Raw genomic sequence first — 21,970 nt, 5'->3', positions numbered from 1 at the left:
GGTGGTCGATACCCGTCTTGCCGCCGATGGCGGCATCGGCCATGGCGAGAAGGCTGGTGGGGACGTGGACGAGCGCGACGCCGCGGAGGACGGTGGCGGCGGCGAAGCCGGCAAGGTCGGTGACGACGCCTCCGCCGAGGCTGACGACGAAGTCGCTGCGTTCGATGCGCTCATCGAGCAGGAAGTCGTAGACGGCGGAGAGCGTGGCGAGGTTCTTGTGGTCTTCGCCGGGAGGAATCGCAAAGGACCGGGCGGGGTAGCCGGCGGCATCAAGGGATGCGGCTGCGCGGGCGGCGAAGAGCGGCCCGACGATCTCGTCGGTGATGATGAAGGCGCGGCCGGCGAGGCCGAGTTCGCGGCAGGTGGTGCCGAGGGCGTCGAGGGCGCCTTCGCCGACCAGCACGGGGTAGGTGCCCCCGGGGGTGCGGACGACTGCCGCGGTGGCAGGGGCTGCGGGCAAGCCGGCGCGCGGGAGGGCGGCGGGACTGTAGAACCGCTCGGCATCGGGGGGCGGGTCGCGCCGCCATTCGTTCCAGAGGCGGAGGATCTCCTCCGCGAGGTCCTCGGGCGAGAGGTCATCGACGTGGATGGCGGCATCGGCGTTGCGGTAGAGCTCGAGGCGCGCCTGGAGGAGGGCTTCGAGGCGGGCGCGCGGGTCGCCCTGGAGGAGGGGACGCTCGGAGGCGTTTGGCGCGGCGAGGAGGCGCCGGGCCGCGACCTCCGGCGAGACGGAGAGCCAGACGACGAAGCCGGTGCCGAGGATGGGGCGCGCTGCGGGGATGGTCGGGGTGCCGCCGCCGGTGGCGATGACGATCGGCTCGCGGGCTGCGACGTCGCGGAGGACCTCGAGCTCGAGCTGGCGGAAGCGGGCCTCGCCGTCGCGTTCGAACAGGCGCGCGACGCTGAGACCGGCCCGGCGCTCGATTTCGTCATCGGTGTCGACGAACTCCCAGCCCAGGAGTCGGGCGAGGATGCGGCCGGCGGTGGACTTGCCGCTGCCGGAAAGGCCGATGAGGAAGATGCGTTCCGGGGTCATTCGCTGGTGCGGCGGCGGGGGCCGATGGTTTCGAGGTAGGCGAGGTAGTTGCGCCGGGTCTCTTCGAGGGTGTCGCCGCCGAACTTCTCGAGCCAGGCGTCGGCGAGGACGATCGCGACCATCGCCTCGGCGACGACACCGCCCGCCGGGACGACGCAGACATCGCTGCGCTCGTAGTGGGCGAGGACTTCCTGCCCGGTGTCGAGGTCGACGGAGGGGAGGGGGTGGGCGAGGGTCGGGATCGGCTTGATGGCGGCGCGCACGATGAGCGGCTCGCCGGTGGTGATGCCGCCTTCGATGCCGCCGTGGTTGTTGGTGGCGTGCCGCCAGGGCTGGCCCTGCCACTGGTCGACGGGGAGGATGACATCGTGGACCTGCGAGCCGCGGAGCGCGGCGACTTCGAAGCCGAGGCCGAGGCTGACCGCCTTGAACGCGTTGATGCTGAGGATTGCCTGGGCGATGCGGCCATCGAGCCGGCGGTCCCAGTGGACGTGGCTGCCGAGCCCGGGCGGCAGGCCGAAGGCGCGGACTTCGATCTCGCCGCCGACCGTATCGCCGTGGGGCTTGGCGGCGTTGATGGCGGCGATCATGGCCTCGGTGGCGGCGGGGTCGGGGCAGCGCACCGGGCTGGATTCGACGGCCTCCCAGTCGATGGGCTCGGTAAGGGAGGTGATGGGGGAGCGCACACCGCCAATGGCGAGGGTGTGGGAGCGGATGGTGACGCCGAATTCGGCGAGGAACCTGCGAGCGACGGCGCCGACGGCAACGCGGGCGGCGGTCTCGCGGGCGGAGGCGCGTTCGAGGACGTTGCGGACATCATCGAACGCGTACTTGAGGGTACCGGGGAGGTCGGCGTGGCCCGGGCGCAGGCGGGTGACACGCTCGATCTCGGTTTCGACCGGCTCGACGGCCATCTTCTCGGTCCAGTTGGCCCAGTCGCGGTTCTGGATCCAGAGGGCGATCGGGGAGCCGAGGGTGCGGCCGTGGCGGACGCCTGAGGTGATCTCGGCGTGGTCCTTTTCGATTTTCATGCGGCCGCCGCGGCCGTAGCCGCCCTGCCGGCGGGCGAGGTCGGGGGCGATATCGGATTCCTGGAGCGGGAGGCCGGCGGGCACGCCCTCGATGATGCAGGTGAGACCTTTGCCGTGACTTTCGCCGGCGGTGAGGAAGCGGAAATGGGTCATGGTTACTCCCGGGAGGGTTCGCTGGGTGCCCCTTGGCCGGGCAGGCGGGGAAGGGTGCCGGACACCGGGGGAAGTTCGATGGGAACGGGGCGCCCGGCGGGGTCTGGTTCGTAGTGGGCCTCGAATCGACCGAGGATCTCGGCCGGGGTGAGGGCGTCCCAGGGCAGGTCCTCGGCCACGGCGCGGTCGGCGGTGACGGTCAGGATGGGGCGCTGGTCGGGAGTGCCATCGGGCGAGGTAAAGGTGGTGTACACGTCGACGCGCACGGTGCCAAGGCGGAGGTTTGGGACATCGTACAGCATCATGTCGAGGAGCTTCGCCGCGATGGCGATGGCGGCGTCGAGGGCGGAGGTGACCTGGACGCGGCGGCCTTCGACGGTGGCGAATTCGCCCTCAGCGGAAGCGGAGAGGGTGGCCGAGTCGGCCTCGACCGCCACCAGCTGGGCGCTCTGGATGCCGGCCCAGGTGGAGGGCGGGATGCCACGCGGCGGGCGGGCGCGGCGCCAGGTGGCGAGGGCCTCTTCGATGAGGGCGGCGATGATGGCGAGGTCGCCGGAGGCGACGCGCCGACGCCAGGCGCGCTGCTGGAGCATCTCGGTGGTCACGGCCCAGCCGACGACGAGGAAGATGGCGGCGACGACGATGATGCCGATGGTGATCATGCCGTTGCCCCGTAGCGCCGGGCGAGTTCGTTGCGGGCGGCGCGGTCCATGACGTCGACCGGGGCCGGGAGGCCGGTCCAGTGTTCGAAGGCGAGCGCGCCCTGGTAGATGAGCATGGGAAGGCCCCCGAGCGTGGGCAGGCCGAGTTCGCGGGCGCGGCGCAGGAGCGGCGTTTCCGCGGGGGCGTAGACGATATCGACCACGAGGAGGCCGGGATGTGCGCCTTCGAGCGGGAAGGCGATAGCTTCGGGGTCGTGGCCGCCGCGCATGCCCAGGCTGGTGCAGTTGATGGCGCAGTCGAAGCCGTCGAGCGGCGGGAGCTCAGCCACCGCCCGGGCCGGGTAGCCGACATCGCCGGCGAGCGCTGCGGCCCGTTCGGGGCTGCGGTTCCAGATCAGGATGCGGGACGCGCGGGCTTCGGCGAGGGCGAAGGCGATCCCGCGGGCGGCCCCGCCGGCGCCAACCAGCAGGAAGCTGCGCCCTGCGGGCTCGACGTGAGCTTCGTGGCGGAGGGCCGCGACGAAGCCGGGACCGTCGGTGTTGAAGCCGTAGAGGCGGCCGTCGCGGTTGACGATGGTGTTGACGGCGCCCACGCGGGCAGCCTGGCCGCCGAGCTCATCGAGGTGGGGGATGACGGCCTCTTTGTGCGGCACCGTCACGTTCGCTCCAAGCACGTCGGGGCTGCGGAGGGAGGCGACACGGGCGGGCAGTTCGGCGAGCGGGGTGTCCCACGCTTCGTAGCGGAGGTCGAGGCCGCAGTGGTCGAAGGCGGCCTGCTGGAAGACGGGCGAGAGCGAGTGCCCGACGGGGTGGCCGATGATACCGACGCGTCGCGTCATGGCGCACCGTAGAGCGCGATATTGCGCTCGTGCTCGGCGAAGGTGACGGCGAAGCGGTGCGAGCCGTCGCCGGCCTTCGCATCAGCGACGAAGTAGTAGTAGTCGGTCTTCTCCGGGCGGGCGACGGCTTCGATGGAGGCGAGCCCGGGGTTGCAGATTGGCCCGGGCGGTAGGCCCGGGAACAACCGGGTGTTGTAGGGCGAAGGGTTTTCGAGGTCGACGATGGTGAGCTCTTTTTTCCACCAGCCGAACTCGCGCACGGAGGCCGGGTCCTGGGCGACGGCGAACTGGACGGTGGGGTCGGCGCCGAGGCGGTCGCCGGCGGCGAGGCGGTTGTAGAAGACGCCGGCGATCAGCGGACGCTCGGCGGGGATGACGGCCTCGCGTTCGACGATGGAGGCGAGGGTCAACGCCTCGTGGGGATTGAGGCCGTTGGCGAGGGCGGCCTGGCGCAGCTCGGGCGTGAACCGGCGGTCGAGCGTTTCGATCATGTAGGCCACCAGGTCATCCATGGTGGCATCAACCGGGAGGATGTAGGTGTCAGGGAAGAGGTAGCCCTGGAGACTGGCGCCGGGCGGGAGGTATTCGGCGAGGCCCGGCGGGAGGGTGGCACGAGCGACGGCGGCGAGGAACTCTTCGCGGGGGCCGAAGCCGGCCTGTTCGGCGAGGACCGCCATCTCCTCGATGCGCAGTCCTTCGGGGAAGGTCACCTTGCGGACCGGGACGGCGTCCTGGACGAGGAGACGGTTGAGCGTGGCCAGTGCGGAGGACGGGGCGGGCAGGAGGTAGTCGCCGGCGCTCAGCTGGCCCTGGACGCCGAGCAGGCGGGCGAGGACCTCGAACTGGCGGGCCGAATGAATCACCCCGAGCTCCTGCAGCGCGCGGCCGACTTCGCCGGCCGAGGCGCCCCGGGGGAGGGTGTAGGCGACCGTCGTGGGCGTGGCGGCCGTGACCGCGCGGGGGCCGGGGAGGTCACCGCGGACGGCGTCCGGGGTGCCGGAGATGCAGTAGCTGGCGAGCAGGACCACGAGCACGACCAGGCCCACCCCGGCGGCGTGGAAGGGTGAGAGGGCGACCTTCACGGGCGCCCCCGACGCGCATCGAGGATGGACTGGAGGAGCAGGGCGGCAGCGAGGGAGTCCAGGGACCCGTCGCGCCGGCGGGCGGCCCGCGGGGCCTGACGGGCGGCCTGGGCCGTGGTCAGGCGCTCGTCGGCGGTGGTCACCGGGATGGGCAGCTTCGCCCGGAGTTCGCGCAGCAGCGGTTCGACGGCCAGCGCCTGGGCGCCGCGCTCACCGGAGAGCGTCAGCGGGAGCCCGACGATGACCTCGGCGATGCCCTCGCGCATCACGAGGTCGGCGATGGCGGCGACTGCGGCGGGCAGGTCGCGGGCCGGGATGGCAGGGCGCGGGTGGGCAAAGGCCCCGAGCTCATCGGAGACGGCAACGCCGATGCGGGCTTCTCCAGGATCGAGAGCGAGGATGCGGCGGCCGGGGGCGATAGGCTGGGGGCTGGTCATTCAGTGCGCTGCGCGGGAGTCGTTGGGGTGGAGGCAGGTGCGGCATCGCGGGTGCGGAGGGCGATCTCGAGGCGGAACCTGAACCAGGGGAGGTAGGGCGCCCAGCCGGGAGTGACCTGCACGTCAGCTTCCTGAATACCATACCGGTCGCGCAGGATCGATTCTGCGGAGGACGGGCGGCGGCCGCGGACGGCACCGGCGATTTCGTCGCTGGTGAGGCCGCGGGCGAACTCTCCGCTCAGGCGGAGCTCGGTGGTGATTTCGTCGGCATCGGGGTCGTAGCGGCGGGCGCCGGTTTCCGCGGCGGCAACGGTGCCCGGGATGAATGCCCCGGGCGCATCGCCGGCGAGCAGGCTGCGGGCGAAGGCTTCGAGCACGGGCGCCTCCACGGCGAGGGCGGTGACCCGGACGGTGACATCGAGGAGGAGCACCGGGGAGGGGGTGCCGATGGGCGGGCGGGGGTCGCCGAGCTCGAGGGTGACCCGCGCGGTGGGGAGCAAGACCGCATCGTGGGGGCGGGAGGCGATGATTTCGGCCCGGATGGCGTCGGCCGTTTCGAGGTTCGCGGCGAGCTGGCGCAACGCAGCGAGGTCGGCGGCGGAGGGAGAGGGCCGCGGCTCGCTGGTCCCGCCCGAGGCTGGTTCGGGGTTGGTGAGCTGCAGGAAGCGGTAGCGCTCCTCGAACCAGCCGGTGATGGCGCCGGCGGGCAGGTTGTAGCGGTCGCCGGGCTCCTTCGCCACCGCCGAGAGGGTCGCGCTGCCGCCGCGCGGGACGGTGACCGTCTCTTCGATTGCGAAGGCGAGGAACTCAGGACCGCCGAGAACCGTGGTCCCGGCGTTGACTACCACATCGGCGGCGGTAGGGTTCGTGGCAGTGAGCGCGACGCGGGCATAGCCCACGCCAACCTGGACGGTGCCGGTGGACGGGGCTGCGAGGGTGTAGGTGCGGCTTGCGGCGACCTCGGTGCCGGGCAGCACGCGGTTGGCGAAGTCGGGGACGGCGAGATCGTGCGAGACGCGGACGGTGACCGTATCCGCGAGGGTCTCGGTCGGCGGGTAGACGGTGACCCGGCCCGAGGGGGCGAGGAACAGGGCGAGGAGGAGGGCGACGGCTGCGACCAGGACGATGACGAGGACCTGGATGTAGCGGCCCACCGGCGGCAGGGCGAGGGCCAGGGGGCCAAGGGCGACGACGTAGCGGCCCGGGGCGTCCCAGCGCACGCGGTTGGGGCGGGGCGCGACGGGGATGCCGGCCTGGCGCGCGCGTGCTGCGAGGGCCCGGGAGCGGGTGGCGATGGCAACCACCCGGCCGGCTTCATCGGCATGGCGGAGCAAGCGGCGAATCCCGAGCTCGGTGGCAAGGTTGCGATTGCCGTCCGGGGCGTGGATGACGACCGCCCAGGTGGGGGCGGTATCGAGCCGCCCGCAGATGGCGGCAAGGTCTTCGGTGCGGTCGACGAGGATGACCGAAGCGAGGGTTTCGGCGGGGGATTCGCCGTCGGGGGCGCCGGGCTGTTCGGGGTGGCTGTTCAGCGGGCGTCCTCCCTGGTCATGCGAGCGTCAGGTGCCGAGGGCTTCGCTCCCGAGGCGGGATGCGACGGCGAGCGCCTCATCGATGCGGGACGTGTCCTTCGCGCCGGCCTGGGCGAGGTCTGGCCGGCCGCCGCCGCCCCCGCCGGCTGCCTGGGCCACGGCCCGGATGATGTTGCCGGCGTGGACACCGCGCGCGACCAGGTCGGGCGTGGCGGCAGCGAGGAAGGCCGGGCGGCCGTCGACCTCGGCGGCGAGCACGACCAGGGCGGACTTGAGGCGCCCGCGGAGGCGGTCGGCGATGTCGCGGAGGAGGTCAGCGCTGGCGACCTCGACGCGGGCGACCACGAGGTGACTGTCCCCGAGCTGGCGGGCGCTGGCGAGGAGCCCCTCGGTGACGGCAGCGGTCTGGAGCCGCGCGAGCTGCTCGGCCTGGCGGCGGAGGCGTTCGAGTTCGCCGGTGAGGGCGTCGAGGCGCTCTTCGATCTCCGAGGGTGAGGTGTTGAGGCGGTCGGCGATGCGCAGGAGGCGCTCCTGCTGTTCGAGGAGGTAGGCTTCCGCGGCCTCGCCGGTGACGGCTTCGATGCGGCGGGTGCCGGCGGCCACGGCGCTTTCGCGGATGATGTGGATGAAGCCGATCTGGCCGGTGTGGTGGACGTGGGTACCGCCGCAGAGCTCGGCGCTGAAGGTGTGGCCGTCGTCGCGAATTTCGACGACGCGGACTTCGCTGCCGTACTTGTCCCCGAAGAAGGCGAGCGCCCCGGCTTCGATGGCCTGGCGGTAGGCCATGGTGCGCCACTGGACCTCGAGGTCGTGGCGGACTTTTTCGTTGGCGAGCTGCTGGACTTCGAGGAGGGCCGAGCGCGGGGTCTGCTCGAGGTGGGTGAAGTCGAAGCGGAGCCGGTCGGGTGAGACGAGCGAGCCCTGCTGCCGCACGTGGGTGCCGAGGACGGCGCGGAGCGCGGCGTGAAGGATGTGGGTGCCCGTGTGGTTGCGGGCGGCGCCGCTGCGCCAGTGGAGATCGACGGTGGCGTGGGCGCGCTGGCCGGCACGGAGTTCACCCTCGGCGACCCGGCCGCGGTGGACGATCGCCCCGCCCGCGGCCTGGGTGTCTTCGACGGAGAAGACGCCTGACGGGGTGACGATGTTCCCGCGGTCGCCGAGCTGGCCGCCGCCTTCCGGGTAGAAGGGGGTGGTGGCGAGGATGACCTCGCCTTCCTGCCCGGGCGTGAGGAGGTCGGCGAGGGCGCCGCCCCGGAGGATGGCGGCGATGACCGTCTCGGCCGAGGTGTGGGTGTAGCCGACGAATTCGGAGTGGGCTTCGCCGAGGGCGGCGATAAGGGGCGAGGCTTCGCCGAGGAGGAATTTCGTGTGCTGGCGGGCGCGCTGCCGCTGGGCCTCGAGGGCGGACTGGAAGCCCGCGTCGTCGACGGTGAAGCCCTCGGCGGCGGCGATTTCGCGGGTCAGTTCGACGGGGAGGCCGAAGGTGTCATAGAGGGTGAAGGCCTCTTCGCCTGGGACGGCGGAGCGCTGCTCGGCGCGGAGGCGCTCGAGGAGCGCTTCGAGGCGCGCGGTACCTGCCTCGAGGGTGCGGGTGAATCGCTCCTCTTCGGCGGCGATGGCGCGGCGAATGAACTCCTCGTTTTCGACAAGATGCGGGTAGGCGACCCCGAGGCGGCCGATGGCGGCAGCCGCCAGGCGGGCGGTGAACGGCTCGCGGACGCCGACCTTGCGGGCGAAGTAGATGGCGCGCCGGATGATGCGGCGGAGAACGTAACCGCGGCCTTCGTTGGAGGGGACGACCCCATCGCCGATGAGAAGGGTGGCAGCGCGGCAGTGCTCCGCCATGGCGCGGATGGCGTAGGCCTGGAGCTCGCTGGCAGCACCCCCGAGGTAATCGACCCCGACCACTGCCTGAGCCTCGGCGAGGATCGGCAGGAAGATGTCGGTCTCGAACACCGACCGCTTGCCCTGGAGGACCATGGCGACCCGCTCGAGGCCGCTGCCGGTATCGATGTTCTGGGCCGGGAGGCTGGTGCGGCGGCCATCGGGGTGCTGGTAGAGCTGCATGAAGACGAGGTTCCAGATCTCGAGGAACCGATCGCTGTAGCCGACGCCGGCCGGGCGGCCGTCCGGCCCGGTATGGAGGCGCGCTTCGGCCGGGTCGCGGTGGGGTTCGAGGTCGTAGTAGATCTCGGAATCAGGGCCGCAGGGGCCGCTGGCGCCGGGGGTATCTTTCGGGAAGGAGAACCAGTAGTTGAGGTCCTCGTCGCGGCGATGGATGTGGTCGTCGGGCAGGCCGACTTCGCGCCAGTAGCGGTAGGAATCCTCGTCGTCGAGGTAGATGGTGGCGTGGAGCCGGGCGGGATCGAGGCGGTAGACGGTAGTGAGGAGCTCCCAGGCCCAGTGAATCGCTTCGCGCTTGAAGTAGTCGCCGAAGCTAAAGTTGCCGAGCATCTCGAAGGCGGTCAGGTGGGAGGTATCGCCCACCTCTTCGATGTCGGTGGTGCGGAAGCAGCGCTGGACGGTGACGACGCGCGGGGCGGCGGGCGGCTGTTCGCCCATGAACTGGGGTTTGAACTGCTGCATCCCGGCGCTGGTGAACATGGAGGTGGGGTCGCCGATGGGGACGAGCGGCCATGGGGGCAGGAGGACATGGCCCCGCTCACGGAAGAAGGAGATGAAGGCTTCGCGGATCTCGTCGGAGGTGCGTGGCGGGGTCGTCATCGTGGTGGATTGCATGCTAGGGGCGGGCTGCGGGGCGTGTCGAGAGCCGCGCGGGCTTGCTTGACAGCCGATCCGGCGGATTTCTAGCATGGGTTCCAGGCAGGATGCCTGCCTGTTATGAACGGAGCAGCCGAACCTCCCAGTACGCGAGCGGGGGCCAGGGCGCCTGAAGGCGACGTCGCGGCCGGGGGTGCGGCGTGAGCGGCACCGGGGTGGTGGTCATGGCGGCGGGGCTGGGCACGCGGATGCGTTCGAAGCTGCCAAAGGTCCTGCATCCGGTTTGCGGCGAGCCGATGGCGTGGCACGTGCTGGAGGCCGCGAGGGGGCTAGAGCCCGAAAGAATCGTCGTCATCACCGGTCACCAGGCGGAGCGGGTCGAGGCGGAGCTGGCCGCGCCAGGTGTCGTGTTCGTGCGGCAGGAGGTGCTGGATGGGACGGCGGGGGCGGTCCGCCGGGCCGAGGAGGTGCTGCGCGGCTGCGATCGGGTGCTCGTGCTGAACGGCGACGCGCCGCTCGTGACGACCGAGCTGCTGGAGCGGCTGCTGGCGGCGGGGCAGGGGCGACCGCTGGCGTTCGTGACCTGCAGGGTGGAGGAGCCGGGCCGGCTGGGGCGGGTGGTGCGCGATGCTGACGGGGCGCCGGCCGCGGTCGTGGAGGCGGCGGAATGGGAAGGGCCGGCCGGACCGGCCGAAATCAACGCAGGGCAGTACGTCTTTGCCGGCAGCTGGCTGTGGTCGAGGCTGCCGGGGGTCCCGCTGAGCGCGAAAGGCGAGTACTACCTGACGCACCTGATCGGGCTGGCGGCACGAGAAGGGACGCCGGCGGGGACGGTCGAGGCGACCCCGGAGGAGGCGCTTGGCGTCGACGACCGGGTGAAGCTGGCGGAGGCGGAGGCGGTGATGCGGCGGCGGATCCTCGAGCGGCACATGGTGGCGGGCGTGACCATCGAGGACCCGGCGACCACCTGGATTGGGGCGCGTGTCGAACTCGCACAGGATGTGGTCATCCGGGCGGGCAGCAGGCTGGAGGGAGCGACCCGGGTGGACGAGGACGCCGTCATTGGCCCGAACACGACGCTTCGCAACGCGCGGGTCGGCGCCGGGACGCGGGTCGAGGCGTCGGTGATCGAGGATTCGGAGGTCGGGGCGAGATGCCGCGTGGGTCCCTTCGCGCATGTCCGGGGCGGGGCGGTTATTGGTGAGGGGTGCGAACTGGGCAATTACGCCGAGGTGAAGAATTCGCGGCTCGGGCGCGGGGTGAAGATGCACCACTTCAGCTACCTGGGCGACGCGGACGTGGGAGACGGGGCGAACATCGCGGCGGGCACGATCACCTGCAACTTCGACGGCGTGGCGAAGCACCGGACGGTCATCGGAGCGCGGGCGTTCATCGGGTGTGACACGATGCTGGTCGCGCCGGTGCGGGTCGGGGATGACGCGTTCACGGCAACCGGGTCGGTGGTCACGAAGGATGTCGGGGACGGGGAGAGCGTGAAGGGGGTGCCGGCCCGGCCGTTCGAGCGGAAGGCGCCGGGCAGGGGCTTGCCAGCGGGGCACGAGTGACGGGAATGGACGTCGAAACAGCCATTGCGGCTGCGGTGATTGTTGCAGGGTGCGTTGCGCTGGCGGCGGTGGCGGCGGCGGAGGCCGCGCTCGAGCGGGCAAGCGACGTGCGCATCCTCGCGCTGGCCGCACGGGGAAATCGGCAGGCGCGGCGCATCGCGCCGAGCGTGGAGCAGCCGGGCCGCTATCTAGGGACCATCACGGCGGCGCGGGTGCTGATCGCGTCGCTGGTCGTGTGCCTGTTCGCCTACCTCGGCGTGCGGGCGGGACATGGGCTGCTCGGGGGCACCGTTGGCTACGGGATGGCGGGCGGGCTGGTCATCGCGATGGTGCAGATGGCGGTGGGGATGGTGGTGGCGCGGGCACCGGAGTACGCGGCACTCAAGCTTTCGGGGGTGGCGGTGGCGGCGCGGCGCATCTTTGCGGTGCCGGCGTTCGTCCTGGGGGTGCCGGCGATGCTGGCGGCGCGGTCGATTCGCCTGGTCACGCCCGAACCGGAAACGGACATCCTCGCGCTGGTTGAGCGGGAGGAGGCCGCAGGGGGCGTGGAGGAGCAGGAGCGGCGGATGATCCGCGGGGTGATCGGGCTGGAGGACAAGACGGCACGGGAGATCATGGTGCCGCGGATCGACGTCGCGGCGGCGGAGATTTCTTCGACCGTGGGCGATGTGGCGGCGATCGTGACGGAGCGCGGGTTCAGCCGGGTGCCGATTTACCGGGAGAGCATCGACGACATCGTTGGGATTGTGTACGCGAAGGACCTGCTGCGCGCGATGGCCGCGGGCGGCAAGGACCGGCCGATCAGCGAGCTGGTGCGGGAGGCGTACTTCATCCCGGAATCGAAGCGGCTGGATGAGCTGCTGACCGAGATGCAGGCGCGCCGCACGCACATGGCGATCGTGGTCGACGAGTACGGCGGCACGGCCGGGATCGTGACCATCGAGGACCTGCTGGAGGAGATCGTCGGCGAGATCGAGGACGAGTACGATGTTGCCCGGCCGGCGATGGAGGTGATTTCGCCGGATGAGGTGGTGCTGGATGCGGGGACAAGCGCCGACGTGCTGCGGGAGCTGTTCGGGGTCGAGGTGGAGTCAGAGGACTTCGACACGATCGGCGGTTTCCTCATCCACCACCTGGGGCGGCTCCCGGCGGTCGGCGATGAAGTGGAGGTCAACGGGCTGACGCTGCGGGTGCTGAGCATGTCGGGGAGGCGGGTGCGGCGGCTGCGGATTACGCGCCAGCGAAATTCGGCGCCCGAAGAGGTCGGGGCCCGTTAGCGACGCGCTCCCCGGCGGCGGGGCGCGGAGGGGGCTGGTGCGCTAGGATGCGCGAGTCATGAGCGACGCGGAGGAGCTGGGGTACTGGCTGGGCCTGCGCCGGGCGGGGCTTGGTTCGACGAATTTTGCGTTGCTGCTGGCCCGGTTCGGCTCGATCGGCGCGGCATGGCGGGCGCCGGCGGAGGAGGTGGCCGCGGCGGGGGTGGACGCCCAGTACATCCGCAGCATGGCGCGCATCCGCCAGGGCTTCGACCCGGGGGACGAGCTGCGGAAGCTCGAACGGGCGGGCGCACGGGCGCTCACCTGGATGGATGCGGCGTACCCATCCCGGCTGCGGGAGATCCCGCAAAGCCCGCCGGTGCTGTTCGTCCGGGGGAGCGCCGGGCCAGAGTTCGAGCAGGCGGTGGCGGTGGTCGGGACGCGGCACGTGACGCCCTACGGCCGGCAGGCGACGGAGGCGTTTTGCGAGGCGCTCGCCGGGCACGGCGCGGCGATCATCAGCGGGCTGGCGCGGGGCGTGGACGCGATCGCGCACCGGGTGGCGCTGGAGCGCGGCGCGCCGACGGTGGCGGTGCTGGCGGGAGGGATCGACCAGGTCTACCCGCGCGAAAACGCCGGGCTGGCGGAGCGGATCGCGGAGCAGGGCTGCCTTGTCAGCGAGTACCCGGTGGGCATCCCGGCCCGGCGGGACTACTTTCCGCGGCGGAACCGGATCCTCTCGGGGCTGGCGCGGGCGGTGCTGGTGGTCGAGGCAGGAGAAGGGAGCGGCGCACTGCACACGGCAAACTGGGCGTTCGAACAGGGCCGGGACGTTTTCGCGGTGCCGGGGAGCGTGTTTTCGCGGCAAAGCGCGGGGACGAACCAGCTCATCCGGGAGAACACGGCGAAGCTGGTGGCAACCCCGGAGCAGCTATGCGAGGAGCTGAATCTGCTCCGGTCGGGGGTGCAGCTGGAGTTCGCGGGCGGGGACCGCGGGACGGGCGACGGGGGCCCAGCCCGGCCGGACGACCCGATTCTCCTGGTCCTCGCAACGGGGCCGCTCCACATCGACGACGTGGTTCGGGCGGTTGGGAAGCCGGTGGCCGAGGTGAGCAGCGCCCTGAGCATGTACGAAATCGATGGCCTCGTTCGGCAGACGGGGCCGATGACCTACGCCCTGGCCTGAATTGGTTGAACGGTATGGCGAAGGGCAAGGCGGTGCTGGACAGACCAGTCCCCGGGCTCTAGCTTGAAAAATCCAGCCCGGCAAACGGGAATCCTGAAGAGCAGCGAGCAGGACGTGGCGACAGCAACGACGACGCGCAAGCGGAGCACAAGGAAAGCGGAGGCGACCCCGGCAGCGGCACCTGCTGCCGGGAACGGGCGTGGTTCGCAAGGCAAGGCCCGCTACCTCGTCGTGGTTGAATCACCGACGAAGGCGCGCACCCTGCAGGCGATCCTGGGCAGCGACTACGCGGTGATCGCCTCGCTGGGGCACGTGCGCGACCTGCCGACCTACGGCTACGGCGTGGAGGACATCAAGACGATGGACTTCCGGCCCAAGTACGTGGTGGTGAAGGACAAGCGAGCAGGGAGCGATAAGGCCGAGGTGATCCGCCACATCGCGGAGGCGGCGAAGCGCGCGGAGCGGGTGTTCCTTTCGACGGACCCCGACCGCGAGGGGGAGGCGATTGCCTGGCACATCAAGGAGGCGGCGGGCATCCCGGATGAGAAGGTGACCCGGGTGGTGTTCCACGAGATCACGCGGCCGGCGATCGAAGCCGCATTCGCGGAGGCGCTCGGGCAGAAGCCGGTGGACAGCACCCACGGCCGGCGCGAGCCGGGGAAGCTCGACCTGCACCTGGTGGACGCCCAGCAGGCGCGCCGGGTGCTCGACCGACTGATTGGCTACCCGCTGACGTGGTTCGTGCAGAAGAAGGTGAGCCGGGGCGCGAGCGCCGGCCGGGTACAGAGCGTCGCGCTCGGGCTGATCGTGAAGCGGGAGCGGGAGATCCAGGCGTTCCGGCCGGTCGAGTACTGGACGGTCCACGCGCAGCTAGCGAAGGCCGGCAGGTCGTTCGAAGCCGAGCTGGTGAAGTTCCCCGGGATGGCGAAAGGGACGAAGCTGCGGCCGGAGTTCGGACCGGCAGGCCCGGCGATCCCGGATGAGGCCACGGCGCGCTCGCTGCAGGAATCGTTCGAGCGGTCGCGGTTTGTGGTGGAGTCGGTGAAGCCGGGCACGCGCAAGGTTTCGCCGGCACCGCCGTTCACGACAAGCACGTTCCAGCAGGCGGCGGTAAACCGGCTTGGGATGGGGACGGCGCGGGCGATGAGCATCGCGCAGGAGCTGTACGAGGGCGTCAACGGGATGCCGGGCCTGATCACGTACATGCGGACGGATTCGGTGGCGGTTTCGCCGGTGGCACAGGGGCAGGCGCGCGCGTATATCGCTGAGCGCTGGGGCAGGGAGTATGTCCCGGAGAAGGCGCGGGCGTACCGGACCCGGGCGCGCGGGGCGCAGGAGGCGCACGAGGCGATCCGCCCGACGGACCCCTCGCTGGCACCGGAGCAGCTCAAGGGTCGGCTGAACGCCGAACAACTGAAGGTCTACGACCTCATCTGGCGTCGGTTCCTGGCGAGCCAGATGGCGGACGCCGAGTACCGGACCCTGACGGTCGAGGTGGCGGCGCGGGAAGGCGAGTCGGAGCGCGGCACGTTCCGGGCATCGGCACGGACGCTCGTGTTCGAAGGGCACCTGAAGGCGTATGGCGCGGAGGCGGACGACGAGGCGGACGGCGAGGCGGTGGTCGACGCGCTTCCCGACCTGCGCGAGGGCGAAGAGGTCGAGCGGCAGGGGATTGAATCGAAGCGGCACGAGACCACGCCGCCGCCGCGCTACACCGAGGCGTCGCTGGTCAAGGCGCTCGAGGAGCTGGGGATCGGTCGGCCGAGCACCTACGCGAGCATCGTGCAGACGGTGTTGAAGCGGGAGTATGTGCGCAAGGAGGGTCGGCAGCTGGTGCCGCAGGAGCTGGGCTTCATCGTGCATGACCTGCTCGAGCGGCACATGCGGAAGTACGTGGATGTGCCCTTCACGGGGGAGATGGAGGAGGAGCTCGACGAGGTGGCTGCCGGCGAGCGGCAGTACGACGAGGTCCTGCGCTCGTTCTGGCCGGAGTTCAAGGCGGAGCTCGACCGCGCAGAAGCCGAGGCAGAGAAGGAGCAGGAAGAGACGGATATCCTGTGCGAGGGCTGCGGGCAGGCGAACCTGGTGGTCAAGTGGGGCCGAAACGGGAAGTTTTTCGGCTGCCCGCGGTACCCGGAGTGCACGTTTACGCTGCCGATGGGACCTGACGGCAGGCCGGTAAGGCAGTCTGAAGCGACGCTTATCCCGTACCGCTGCCCGAAGGACGGCGGCGAGCTGGTGAAGAAGACCGGGCGCTTCGGCGAGTACGTGGAGTGCGTGAACCGGGAGCAGGGTGGCTGCGATTTCCGCTCGGGCGTGCCGGTAGGGGTGCCGTGCCCGGAGGAGCCGGAGACCGGCCAGCTGGTCACCAAGACTTCGCGGCGGGGGACCTTCTACGCCTGCTGGAACTACCCCAACTGCAGCTACACGACGAACAGCCTGGAGCCGGGCAAGATGGCGCCGCCGCGGCCGCCGGAGGTGCGGGAAGAGGCGAATCGGAAGCTGCTGGAGCGCAGCGCCCGCGGCAAGGCGGCGTTCGCGAAGCGGCGGGCGAACGCGGCCGCGCGAAGGGCGAGCTGACCGCTGCGGCGCTTGCGCTGGCGGCCTTAACGATTCACAGTTCGCTTATGCCAAGTCAGGCGGACCACAAGACGGCCGAGGCGTACCTCGAGGCTTACCTTCGCGAGCTGGGGGCTGTCGCCGGGCGCTCGCCGTATACGCTCAGGAACTACCGGACGGATATCGGCGACTTCCTGCGCTGGTGCCGGGAGCAGGAGCACGAGCCGCTGGCGATTTCGCGGCAGGTGTTCCGGGAGTACCTCGGTGAGCTGCGCGAGCGGGGGATGGTGGCGGCTTCGCTGGCGCGGCGAACAAGCACGGTGCACGGCTTCTACCGGTATCTGCAGCGGGAGGGCGCAACGGAGCGCGACCTGCTGCACGGGATGGGACTGCCGAAGCGGCCGCGACGTCTGCCGAAGGTGCTCGACCCGGGGACTCTCGACCGGCTGCTGACCTCGCCGCCAGCGGATACGCCGCAGGGGCTGCGCGACCGGGCGATCCTGGAGCTGCTCTACGGCGGCGGGCTGCGCGTTTCGGAGCTGGCGGCGCTGGAGATGGGGCAGGTGCACCTGGACGAAGGAGCGGCGATCGTGCGGGGGAAGGGCGGAAAGGAGCGGCTGGTGCTGTTCGGCGAGCCGGCGATGGTCGCGCTGGAGCGCTACCTCGAAGCGGGCCGGCCGGAGCTGGCAGCGAAGGCCACGGGGGCACGGCCGTGCCCGGCGCTGTTCCTCAACCGGTTCGGCGGGCGGCTGACGGTGCGCTCGGTGCAGTCGATGGTCCAGCGCTACGCGACGGCGCTGGGCATCCCCGTGGAGGTGCACCCGCACCTGCTGCGGCATTCGTTCGCGACGCACCTGCTGGACGGGGGCGCGGACCTGCGGATTGTGCAGGACCTGCTGGGGCACGCCTCCGCGACGACGACGCAGATTTACACGCACGTGAGCCGGGCGAAGCAGGCGGAGATGAGCGATGCGGCCTGGTCGGAGGTGGGACGGCAGGCGGTGGAGGGGCCGCGGCGCCGGGGCAGGGCTGCCCGCGAGGGGTGACAGGGCGCGCCGGGCATCGGACAATCGGCGGACGATGCAGGTGCTGCTGGTACACGGCCCGAACCTGAATCTGCTTGGCGAACGGAACCCGGCGGTCTACGGGACGACGACGCTCCTGGATATCGAGGCGGATGTTGCGGCGGTGGTGAACCGGCGGGGGGGTGCGCTGCTGTGCTACCAGTCGAACCATGAGGGGGCGCTGATCGACTTCCTGCACCAGCACCGGAAGGTGGCCGATGGGGTGCTCATCAACGCGGGCGGGCTGACGCATACGTCGGTCGCGCTGCGGGACGCCATCGAGGCGATTCAGCTGCCGACGGTGGAGGTGCACCTTTCGAACACGCACCGACGGGAGGGATTTCGGCACCGCTCCCTGCTCTCGGCGGTGTGCATCGGGCAGGTGACAGGGCTTGGGCGCGAGGGGTACACGGTCGCCGCCGAGCTCCTGCTCGACGTGCTGGAGGGCAAGCGGTGAGCGGGCGGCTGGTGCGGCTGCGGCGGCTCCTCGAACGCGAGGGGCTCGATGGGCTGCTGGTTGGAGCACCGGGGGAAGAAGGCCACGGCCGGGAGGCGCAGGCCTACCTCGCCGGGTTTACGGGGTCGGCGGGCGTGCTGCTGGTGACCCGGGAGCGAGCGCTGCTGGCAGTGGATTCGCGCTACTGGGAACAGGCCGAGCAGGAGACCGCGGGGCGCGGCGTGGAGGTGGTGCGGGTGCGCGGGGCTGGGCGCGAATGGCTGCCCGCCATGCTGCGGGACGGCGGCATCGCCGGGGGAGTGCTCGGGGTTTCGCCGCGGGACCTGACCTACGCCGGCTACCTCGGCGTCGCGGCGGCGATCGGCGAGCTGCCGGAGGGAGAGCGGCCGGAGCTCAGGCCAGCCGAGGGGCTCATCGACGAGCTCCGCCGGGTGAAGGACGCGGAGGAGCTGGCGGCATTGCAATGTGCGGTGGACATCGCCGACCGGGCGCTCGGACGGCTGCTGGGCGAGCTTTCGCCGGGGATGACGGAGCTCGAGGCGGCGGCGCGCTTCGAACGGTACGTACGGGAGGAGGGCGGGAGCGGGGTTTCGTTCCCTTCGATCATCGCGGGAGGCGCATGGTCGGCGCTGCCGCATGCGCAGCCGCGGGATGTTCCGCTCCCGGCCGGTGCGCCGATCGTGCTGGATGTCGGCGCGAAGTACCGCGGCTACTGTTCGGACCTGACGCGGACGGTCGTGCTCGGCGAGCCCGACGCGCGCTTCCGCGAGATCTACGGCATCGTGCTGGCGGCGCAGGAGGCGGCGATCGCGGCGGCGCGGCCGGGAATGCGCGCGGCCGAGGTGGACGCCATCGCTCGCGGGGTGATTGCCGGGGCGGGCTACGGCGACGCCTTCGGGCACGGGCTGGGGCACGGGGTCGGGCTGGCGGTGCACGAAGACCCGTATCTCGGGCCGTCATCGGACCATGTCCTCGAAGCGGGGATGGTGTTTACCATTGAGCCAGGTATCTACGTGCCGGGCTGGGGCGGGGTGCGCATCGAAGACATCGTCGTGCTCGAAGACGGCCGTGCGCGCGTCCTTGGCCATGCACCGAAACTGCGATTCGAAGGAGCCTGAGATGATTTCGACGGGTGAACTGAAAAAGGGCGCGACGATCGAGCTGGACGGCAAGCTGTACTCGATCCTGGATTATGCGCACATCAAGATGGGCCGCGGCTCGGCGCAGGTGCGCATTAAGTTCCGCGATGTGCGCAGCGGGGCGATCATCGAGCAGACGTTCCAGGCCGGGACGAAGTTCCAGCGGGCACGGGTAGAGCGCCGCGAGATGCAGTACCTCTACCAGGACGGCGACCTCTACTACTTCATGAACACCGAGACGTTCGAGCAGATCCCGGTCTCAGCAGACAAGGTGGGGGACGCGGCGAAGTTCCTGAAGGAGAACGACACCTGCGAGGTGGTGCTGTACGGGGATGAGGTCATCGGGATTGAGCTGCCGATTACGGTCGAGCTGACCGTGACGCAGACGGAGCCGGGCTTCAAGGGGGACACCGCCACGGGCGGGACCAAGCCGGCGACGCTCGAGACGGGGCTGGTGATCCAGGTGCCGCTGTTCATCGAGGAAGGGACGAAGATCCGGGTGAACACGGAAACGGGCACGTACATCGAGCGCGTGCAGTAGCGATGGGGGCAGCGGGCGAGCGCCTCGAACCGCAGGTGCTGCCGGTTTCGGCGGTGGTCTATCTGCTGCGGGAATTCCTCGAAGCGAACGAGCTGTTCAGCGACATCTGGCTGACCGGTGAAGTTTCGAACTTCAAGCGGAGCACGCTGGGCCACCGCTACTTCACGCTCCAGGACGAGAAGGCTTCGCTGCGGGTGGTGATGTTCCGCGACCGGATGCCGGGGATGCAGCTGAAGGACGGCGAGCGGGTCATTGCGCACGGCCGGATCACGGTGTACGTGCAGCGCGGCGAGGTCCAGCTGGACTGCGATTTCGTCCGGCCTGAGGGCGTCGGGGTGATGGCGGCGAAGCTCGAAGAGCTGCGCCTTCGGCTGGAGGCGGAGGGGCTGTTCGACCCCTCGCGGAAGCGGCCGCTGCCGCGCTTCCCGATGCGCATCGGGCTGGTGACCTCGCCGGGGGGCGCGGCGCTGCACGACGTGCAGTTCGTGCTGCGCAAGCGCTGGCCGCTGGCGGAGCTGGTCTTCGCGCCGGCGATGGTGCAGGGTGAGCGGGCGGCAGCGCAGGTTGCGGCTGCCCTTCGGAGACTGGCGCAGGAGCCGGGACTGGACGTGATCCTGGTGACCCGCGGCGGGGGCGCCTCGGAAGACCTGCACGCCTTCAACGATGAACGCGTTGCGCGGGCGATCTACGCCTCGCCGGTGCCGGTCGTCACGGGGGTCGGGCACGAGACGGACGTGACGATCGCGGACCTCGTGGCAGACGTGCGGGCGGCCACACCGAGCGCTGCCGCGGAACGGGCCACACCGGACCTCGCGGCGGTGCGGCGCAACCTCGAGATGCTGGACCGGGCGATGCTCTCCGCGGTGCGGGGAACGATCGGCGGGCTGGCGTGGGACCTCGACGTGGCCGTGGGTCGGCTGGAGCGGGGCGCGCCACCGGTGCGGGAGCTTTCGGAGGCGGTCGCGCGGCTGGCGCGGGGAATGGGCGAAGCCGCTGGCCGGGCGTGCGCGGCCGAGCGTGCGCGGTTTGCTGCGCTCGAGGCGCGCCTGGGGGCGCTCGACCCGATGGCCACGTTACGGCGGGGATTCGCCATCGTCCAGAAGGAGGAGGGCCACCGGCCGGTGGTCTCGAGCGTGCGGTCGGTGCGGCCCGGTGACCGCCTGAGCATCGCGGTCTCGGACGGGGCATTCTGGACTGAGGTGCGCTGATGGCAGACGAGCCGACGTTCGAAGCGTTGTATGCCGAGCTGGAGGCGCGTGCCCGCCGGCTGGAGCAGGGGAACCTTTCGCTGGAGGACTCCCTCCGCCTGTACGAAGAGGGCGCGGCGCTGGTCGAACGGCTCCGGGACCTGCTCGAGCGGGCCGAGCTGCGGGTGCGGACGGTGCAGGAGCGGCTGCATGCCGAGGCGCCCGAACTCGAGGAGGCAGCAGAGCCGTACGACGACGGGGAGTTCGAGGATGGGTGAGGACCGGCTGCGGGTCGCGTGGCTCACCACCGGCCGGGGGCCGGGATCGTACGGGGCGCTCGAGTATGTCCTGGACGCAATCGACCGGGGACTGCAGGTGGAGCTGGCGGTCGTGTTCGTCAACCGCGAGCGCGGCGAGGCGGAGCCTACGGACCGCCTGATTGCGATGGCCGAGGACCGGGGCGTGCCGGTAGAGCTGCTCTCGTCGGTGCGGTTCCGTAAGGCCATGGGCGGGAAGGTGGGGCGCCCGGGCGAGCCGCTCCAGCCGTGGCGGTACGCGTTCGATGCCGAGGTGGCGAAGCGGCTGGGGCAGTACGGGTTCGAGCTGGGGGTGATGTTCGGCTACATGCTGATTGCCACCGAGGAGCTGTTCGGGCGGTTCCGGCTGCTGAACGACCACCCGGCGCTCCCGGATGGGCCGGTGGGCACGTACCAGGAAGTGATCGCCGAGCTGATTCGCACGGGGGCGCCGGAATCGGGCTGCATGATGAACGTCGTCACGGGGGAAGTGGACCGGGGTCCGGTGGTGAGCTTCTGCCGCTACGCGACGCGGGATTCGGCCAACGCGGCGCTCTGGGCGGAGCTTCCGCCCGCGCGGGCACAGGCCATGTCGACCGCGGAACTGGAGGGGACCGCGCTGTTCGCGGACCTGCGGGCGCGCGGGGTGGCGCGGGAGCGTCCGCTGGTGACCGAGACGCTGCGGGCGATCGCCGAGGGGCAGCTGACGGTGCCTCCCCCGGAGCCGGTCGACCTGACGGAAGCGGTTGAGGCGGCGGTGCGCGGGGCGGCCGTATAATGCCGGGCATGACTTCGACGGCGATGGCCTGCCCGGATTGCGGCACACCCTGCGAGGCAACGGACAACTACTGCCGCCAGTGCGGCATGTTCCTTGCGGCCGGGCGGGAACTGGCCGTGGCCCCGGCTAAACCGGCACTGCCGGCGCGGTACGAGCGGCAGCGGGCGACGCTTCCGGCCCCGGTGAAGAAGGCCGTCACGGCGGTGGCGATCGGGACCGCGCTGCAGGTCGGGATGAGCCTGACGGGGAAGTACCTGGCGCGGCAGGCGGCGCGGGGGGCGGTCGAGGCGGTTCGGGCGCGGCCGAGGCCGAAGCGGCAGGAGCGCGGCGAGCGCGAGACAGCCGAGGCAGCGACGCCAGCGGTGAAGCCGGCGAACGACCCGTACGATGGGGCGGCGGCGGTCAGCGAGACGGTGGTGATCCGGCGGGTGTGGATTCGGCGCGGCTAG

General features: G+C 71.0%; 20 protein-coding genes. 12 read left to right on the top strand and 8 right to left on the bottom strand.

What is annotated here, in order from left to right; all coding sequences use genetic code 11:
- The 8 genes from VAE46_RS10760 to alaS all read right to left on the bottom strand — a co-directional run.
- On the bottom strand, positions 1-1,036 hold a 1,036-nt coding region (locus VAE46_RS10760; protein WP_322796941.1), incomplete at its 3' end, for an iron-containing alcohol dehydrogenase.
- Positions 1,033-2,220 carry a chorismate synthase gene (aroC, locus tag VAE46_RS10755; RefSeq protein WP_322796940.1) on the bottom strand — a complete coding sequence of 396 codons (1,188 nt, stop codon included), beginning with the start codon at positions 2,218-2,220 and terminating at the stop codon, positions 1,033-1,035. The genes VAE46_RS10760 and aroC, both read right to left, overlap by 4 nt.
- A gap of 2 nt (positions 2,221-2,222) precedes the next feature.
- Positions 2,223-2,882, bottom strand: coding sequence for a hypothetical protein (locus VAE46_RS10750; RefSeq protein WP_322796939.1), 660 nt, complete (start codon positions 2,880-2,882; stop codon positions 2,223-2,225).
- The gene (locus VAE46_RS10745; RefSeq protein WP_322796938.1) at positions 2,879-3,721 is read right to left on the bottom strand and encodes a shikimate dehydrogenase; all 843 of its coding nucleotides are present in this window, start codon (positions 3,719-3,721) and stop codon (positions 2,879-2,881) included. The genes VAE46_RS10750 and VAE46_RS10745 overlap by 4 nt, the downstream gene beginning before the upstream one ends.
- Positions 3,718-4,803, bottom strand: coding sequence for an endolytic transglycosylase MltG (mltG, locus tag VAE46_RS10740; RefSeq protein ID WP_322796937.1), 1,086 nt, complete (start codon positions 4,801-4,803; stop codon positions 3,718-3,720). The genes VAE46_RS10745 and mltG overlap by 4 nt, the downstream gene beginning before the upstream one ends.
- Positions 4,800-5,240, bottom strand: a complete 441-nt coding sequence (gene ruvX / locus VAE46_RS10735; protein WP_322796936.1) for a Holliday junction resolvase RuvX — start codon at positions 5,238-5,240, stop codon at positions 4,800-4,802. Before ruvX ends, mltG begins: the two co-directional genes overlap by 4 nt.
- Positions 5,237-6,574, bottom strand: a complete 1,338-nt coding sequence (locus VAE46_RS10730; RefSeq protein ID WP_322796935.1) for a baseplate J/gp47 family protein — start codon at positions 6,572-6,574, stop codon at positions 5,237-5,239. The genes ruvX and VAE46_RS10730 overlap by 4 nt, the downstream gene beginning before the upstream one ends.
- Before the next feature lie 225 nt (positions 6,575-6,799).
- Positions 6,800-9,496, bottom strand: a complete 2,697-nt coding sequence (alaS, locus tag VAE46_RS10725; protein ID WP_322796934.1) for an alanine--tRNA ligase — start codon at positions 9,494-9,496, stop codon at positions 6,800-6,802.
- A gap of 197 nt (positions 9,497-9,693) precedes the next feature.
- Here alaS and glmU point away from each other — a divergent pair, with 197 nt between their 5' ends.
- From glmU to VAE46_RS10665, 12 genes are all read left to right on the top strand, one after another.
- Positions 9,694-11,058 (top strand): bifunctional UDP-N-acetylglucosamine diphosphorylase/glucosamine-1-phosphate N-acetyltransferase GlmU, encoded by a 1,365-nt coding sequence (gene glmU / locus VAE46_RS10720; RefSeq protein WP_322796933.1) that lies wholly within the window; start codon positions 9,694-9,696, stop codon positions 11,056-11,058.
- Between the two features lie 5 nt (positions 11,059-11,063).
- The gene (locus VAE46_RS10715; RefSeq protein WP_322796932.1) at positions 11,064-12,335 is read left to right on the top strand and encodes a hemolysin family protein; all 1,272 of its coding nucleotides are present in this window, start codon (positions 11,064-11,066) and stop codon (positions 12,333-12,335) included.
- Between the two features lie 58 nt (positions 12,336-12,393).
- Positions 12,394-13,500, top strand: a complete 1,107-nt coding sequence (gene dprA / locus VAE46_RS10710) for a DNA-processing protein DprA (protein ID WP_322796931.1) — start codon at positions 12,394-12,396, stop codon at positions 13,498-13,500.
- Between the two features lie 114 nt (positions 13,501-13,614).
- On the top strand, positions 13,615-16,080 hold the full coding sequence (gene topA, locus VAE46_RS10705) for a type I DNA topoisomerase (RefSeq protein ID WP_322796930.1): 2,466 nt from the start codon (positions 13,615-13,617) through the stop codon (positions 16,078-16,080).
- Between the two features lie 47 nt (positions 16,081-16,127).
- Positions 16,128-17,105 (top strand): tyrosine recombinase, encoded by a 978-nt coding sequence (locus VAE46_RS10700; RefSeq protein ID WP_322796929.1) that lies wholly within the window; start codon positions 16,128-16,130, stop codon positions 17,103-17,105.
- A 34-nt stretch (positions 17,106-17,139) separates the two neighbouring features.
- Positions 17,140-17,580 carry a type II 3-dehydroquinate dehydratase gene (aroQ, locus tag VAE46_RS10695; protein WP_322796928.1) on the top strand — a complete coding sequence of 147 codons (441 nt, stop codon included), beginning with the start codon at positions 17,140-17,142 and terminating at the stop codon, positions 17,578-17,580.
- Positions 17,577-18,698, top strand: a complete 1,122-nt coding sequence (locus VAE46_RS10690) for an aminopeptidase P family protein (protein ID WP_322796927.1) — start codon at positions 17,577-17,579, stop codon at positions 18,696-18,698. Before aroQ ends, VAE46_RS10690 begins: the two co-directional genes overlap by 4 nt.
- A 1-nt stretch (position 18,699) precedes the next feature.
- Complete coding sequence (efp, locus tag VAE46_RS10685; RefSeq protein ID WP_322796926.1) at positions 18,700-19,260, top strand: elongation factor P; 561 nt, start codon at positions 18,700-18,702, stop codon at positions 19,258-19,260.
- 2 nt (positions 19,261-19,262) lie between these two features.
- The gene (gene xseA, locus VAE46_RS10680; protein ID WP_322796925.1) at positions 19,263-20,468 is read left to right on the top strand and encodes an exodeoxyribonuclease VII large subunit; all 1,206 of its coding nucleotides are present in this window, start codon (positions 19,263-19,265) and stop codon (positions 20,466-20,468) included.
- A complete protein-coding gene (gene xseB / locus VAE46_RS10675) occupies positions 20,468-20,725 on the top strand; it encodes an exodeoxyribonuclease VII small subunit (protein ID WP_322796924.1) in 258 nt (85 codons plus the stop codon). The genes xseA and xseB overlap by 1 nt, the downstream gene beginning before the upstream one ends.
- Entirely contained in the window at positions 20,718-21,521 is an 804-nt protein-coding gene (locus VAE46_RS10670) for a formyltransferase family protein (RefSeq protein WP_322796923.1), read from the top strand. Before xseB ends, VAE46_RS10670 begins: the two co-directional genes overlap by 8 nt.
- Before the next feature lie 8 nt (positions 21,522-21,529).
- Positions 21,530-21,970, top strand: coding sequence for a zinc ribbon domain-containing protein (locus VAE46_RS10665; RefSeq protein ID WP_322796922.1), 441 nt, complete (start codon positions 21,530-21,532; stop codon positions 21,968-21,970).

Source organism: Tepidiforma sp. (assembly GCF_034433535.1).
In the GTDB taxonomy this organism is placed as follows: domain Bacteria; phylum Chloroflexota; class Dehalococcoidia; order Tepidiformales; family Tepidiformaceae; genus Tepidiforma.
Note: the sequence above shows the minus strand (reverse complement) of the source record. Positions and strands in the feature narration are given on the sequence as shown.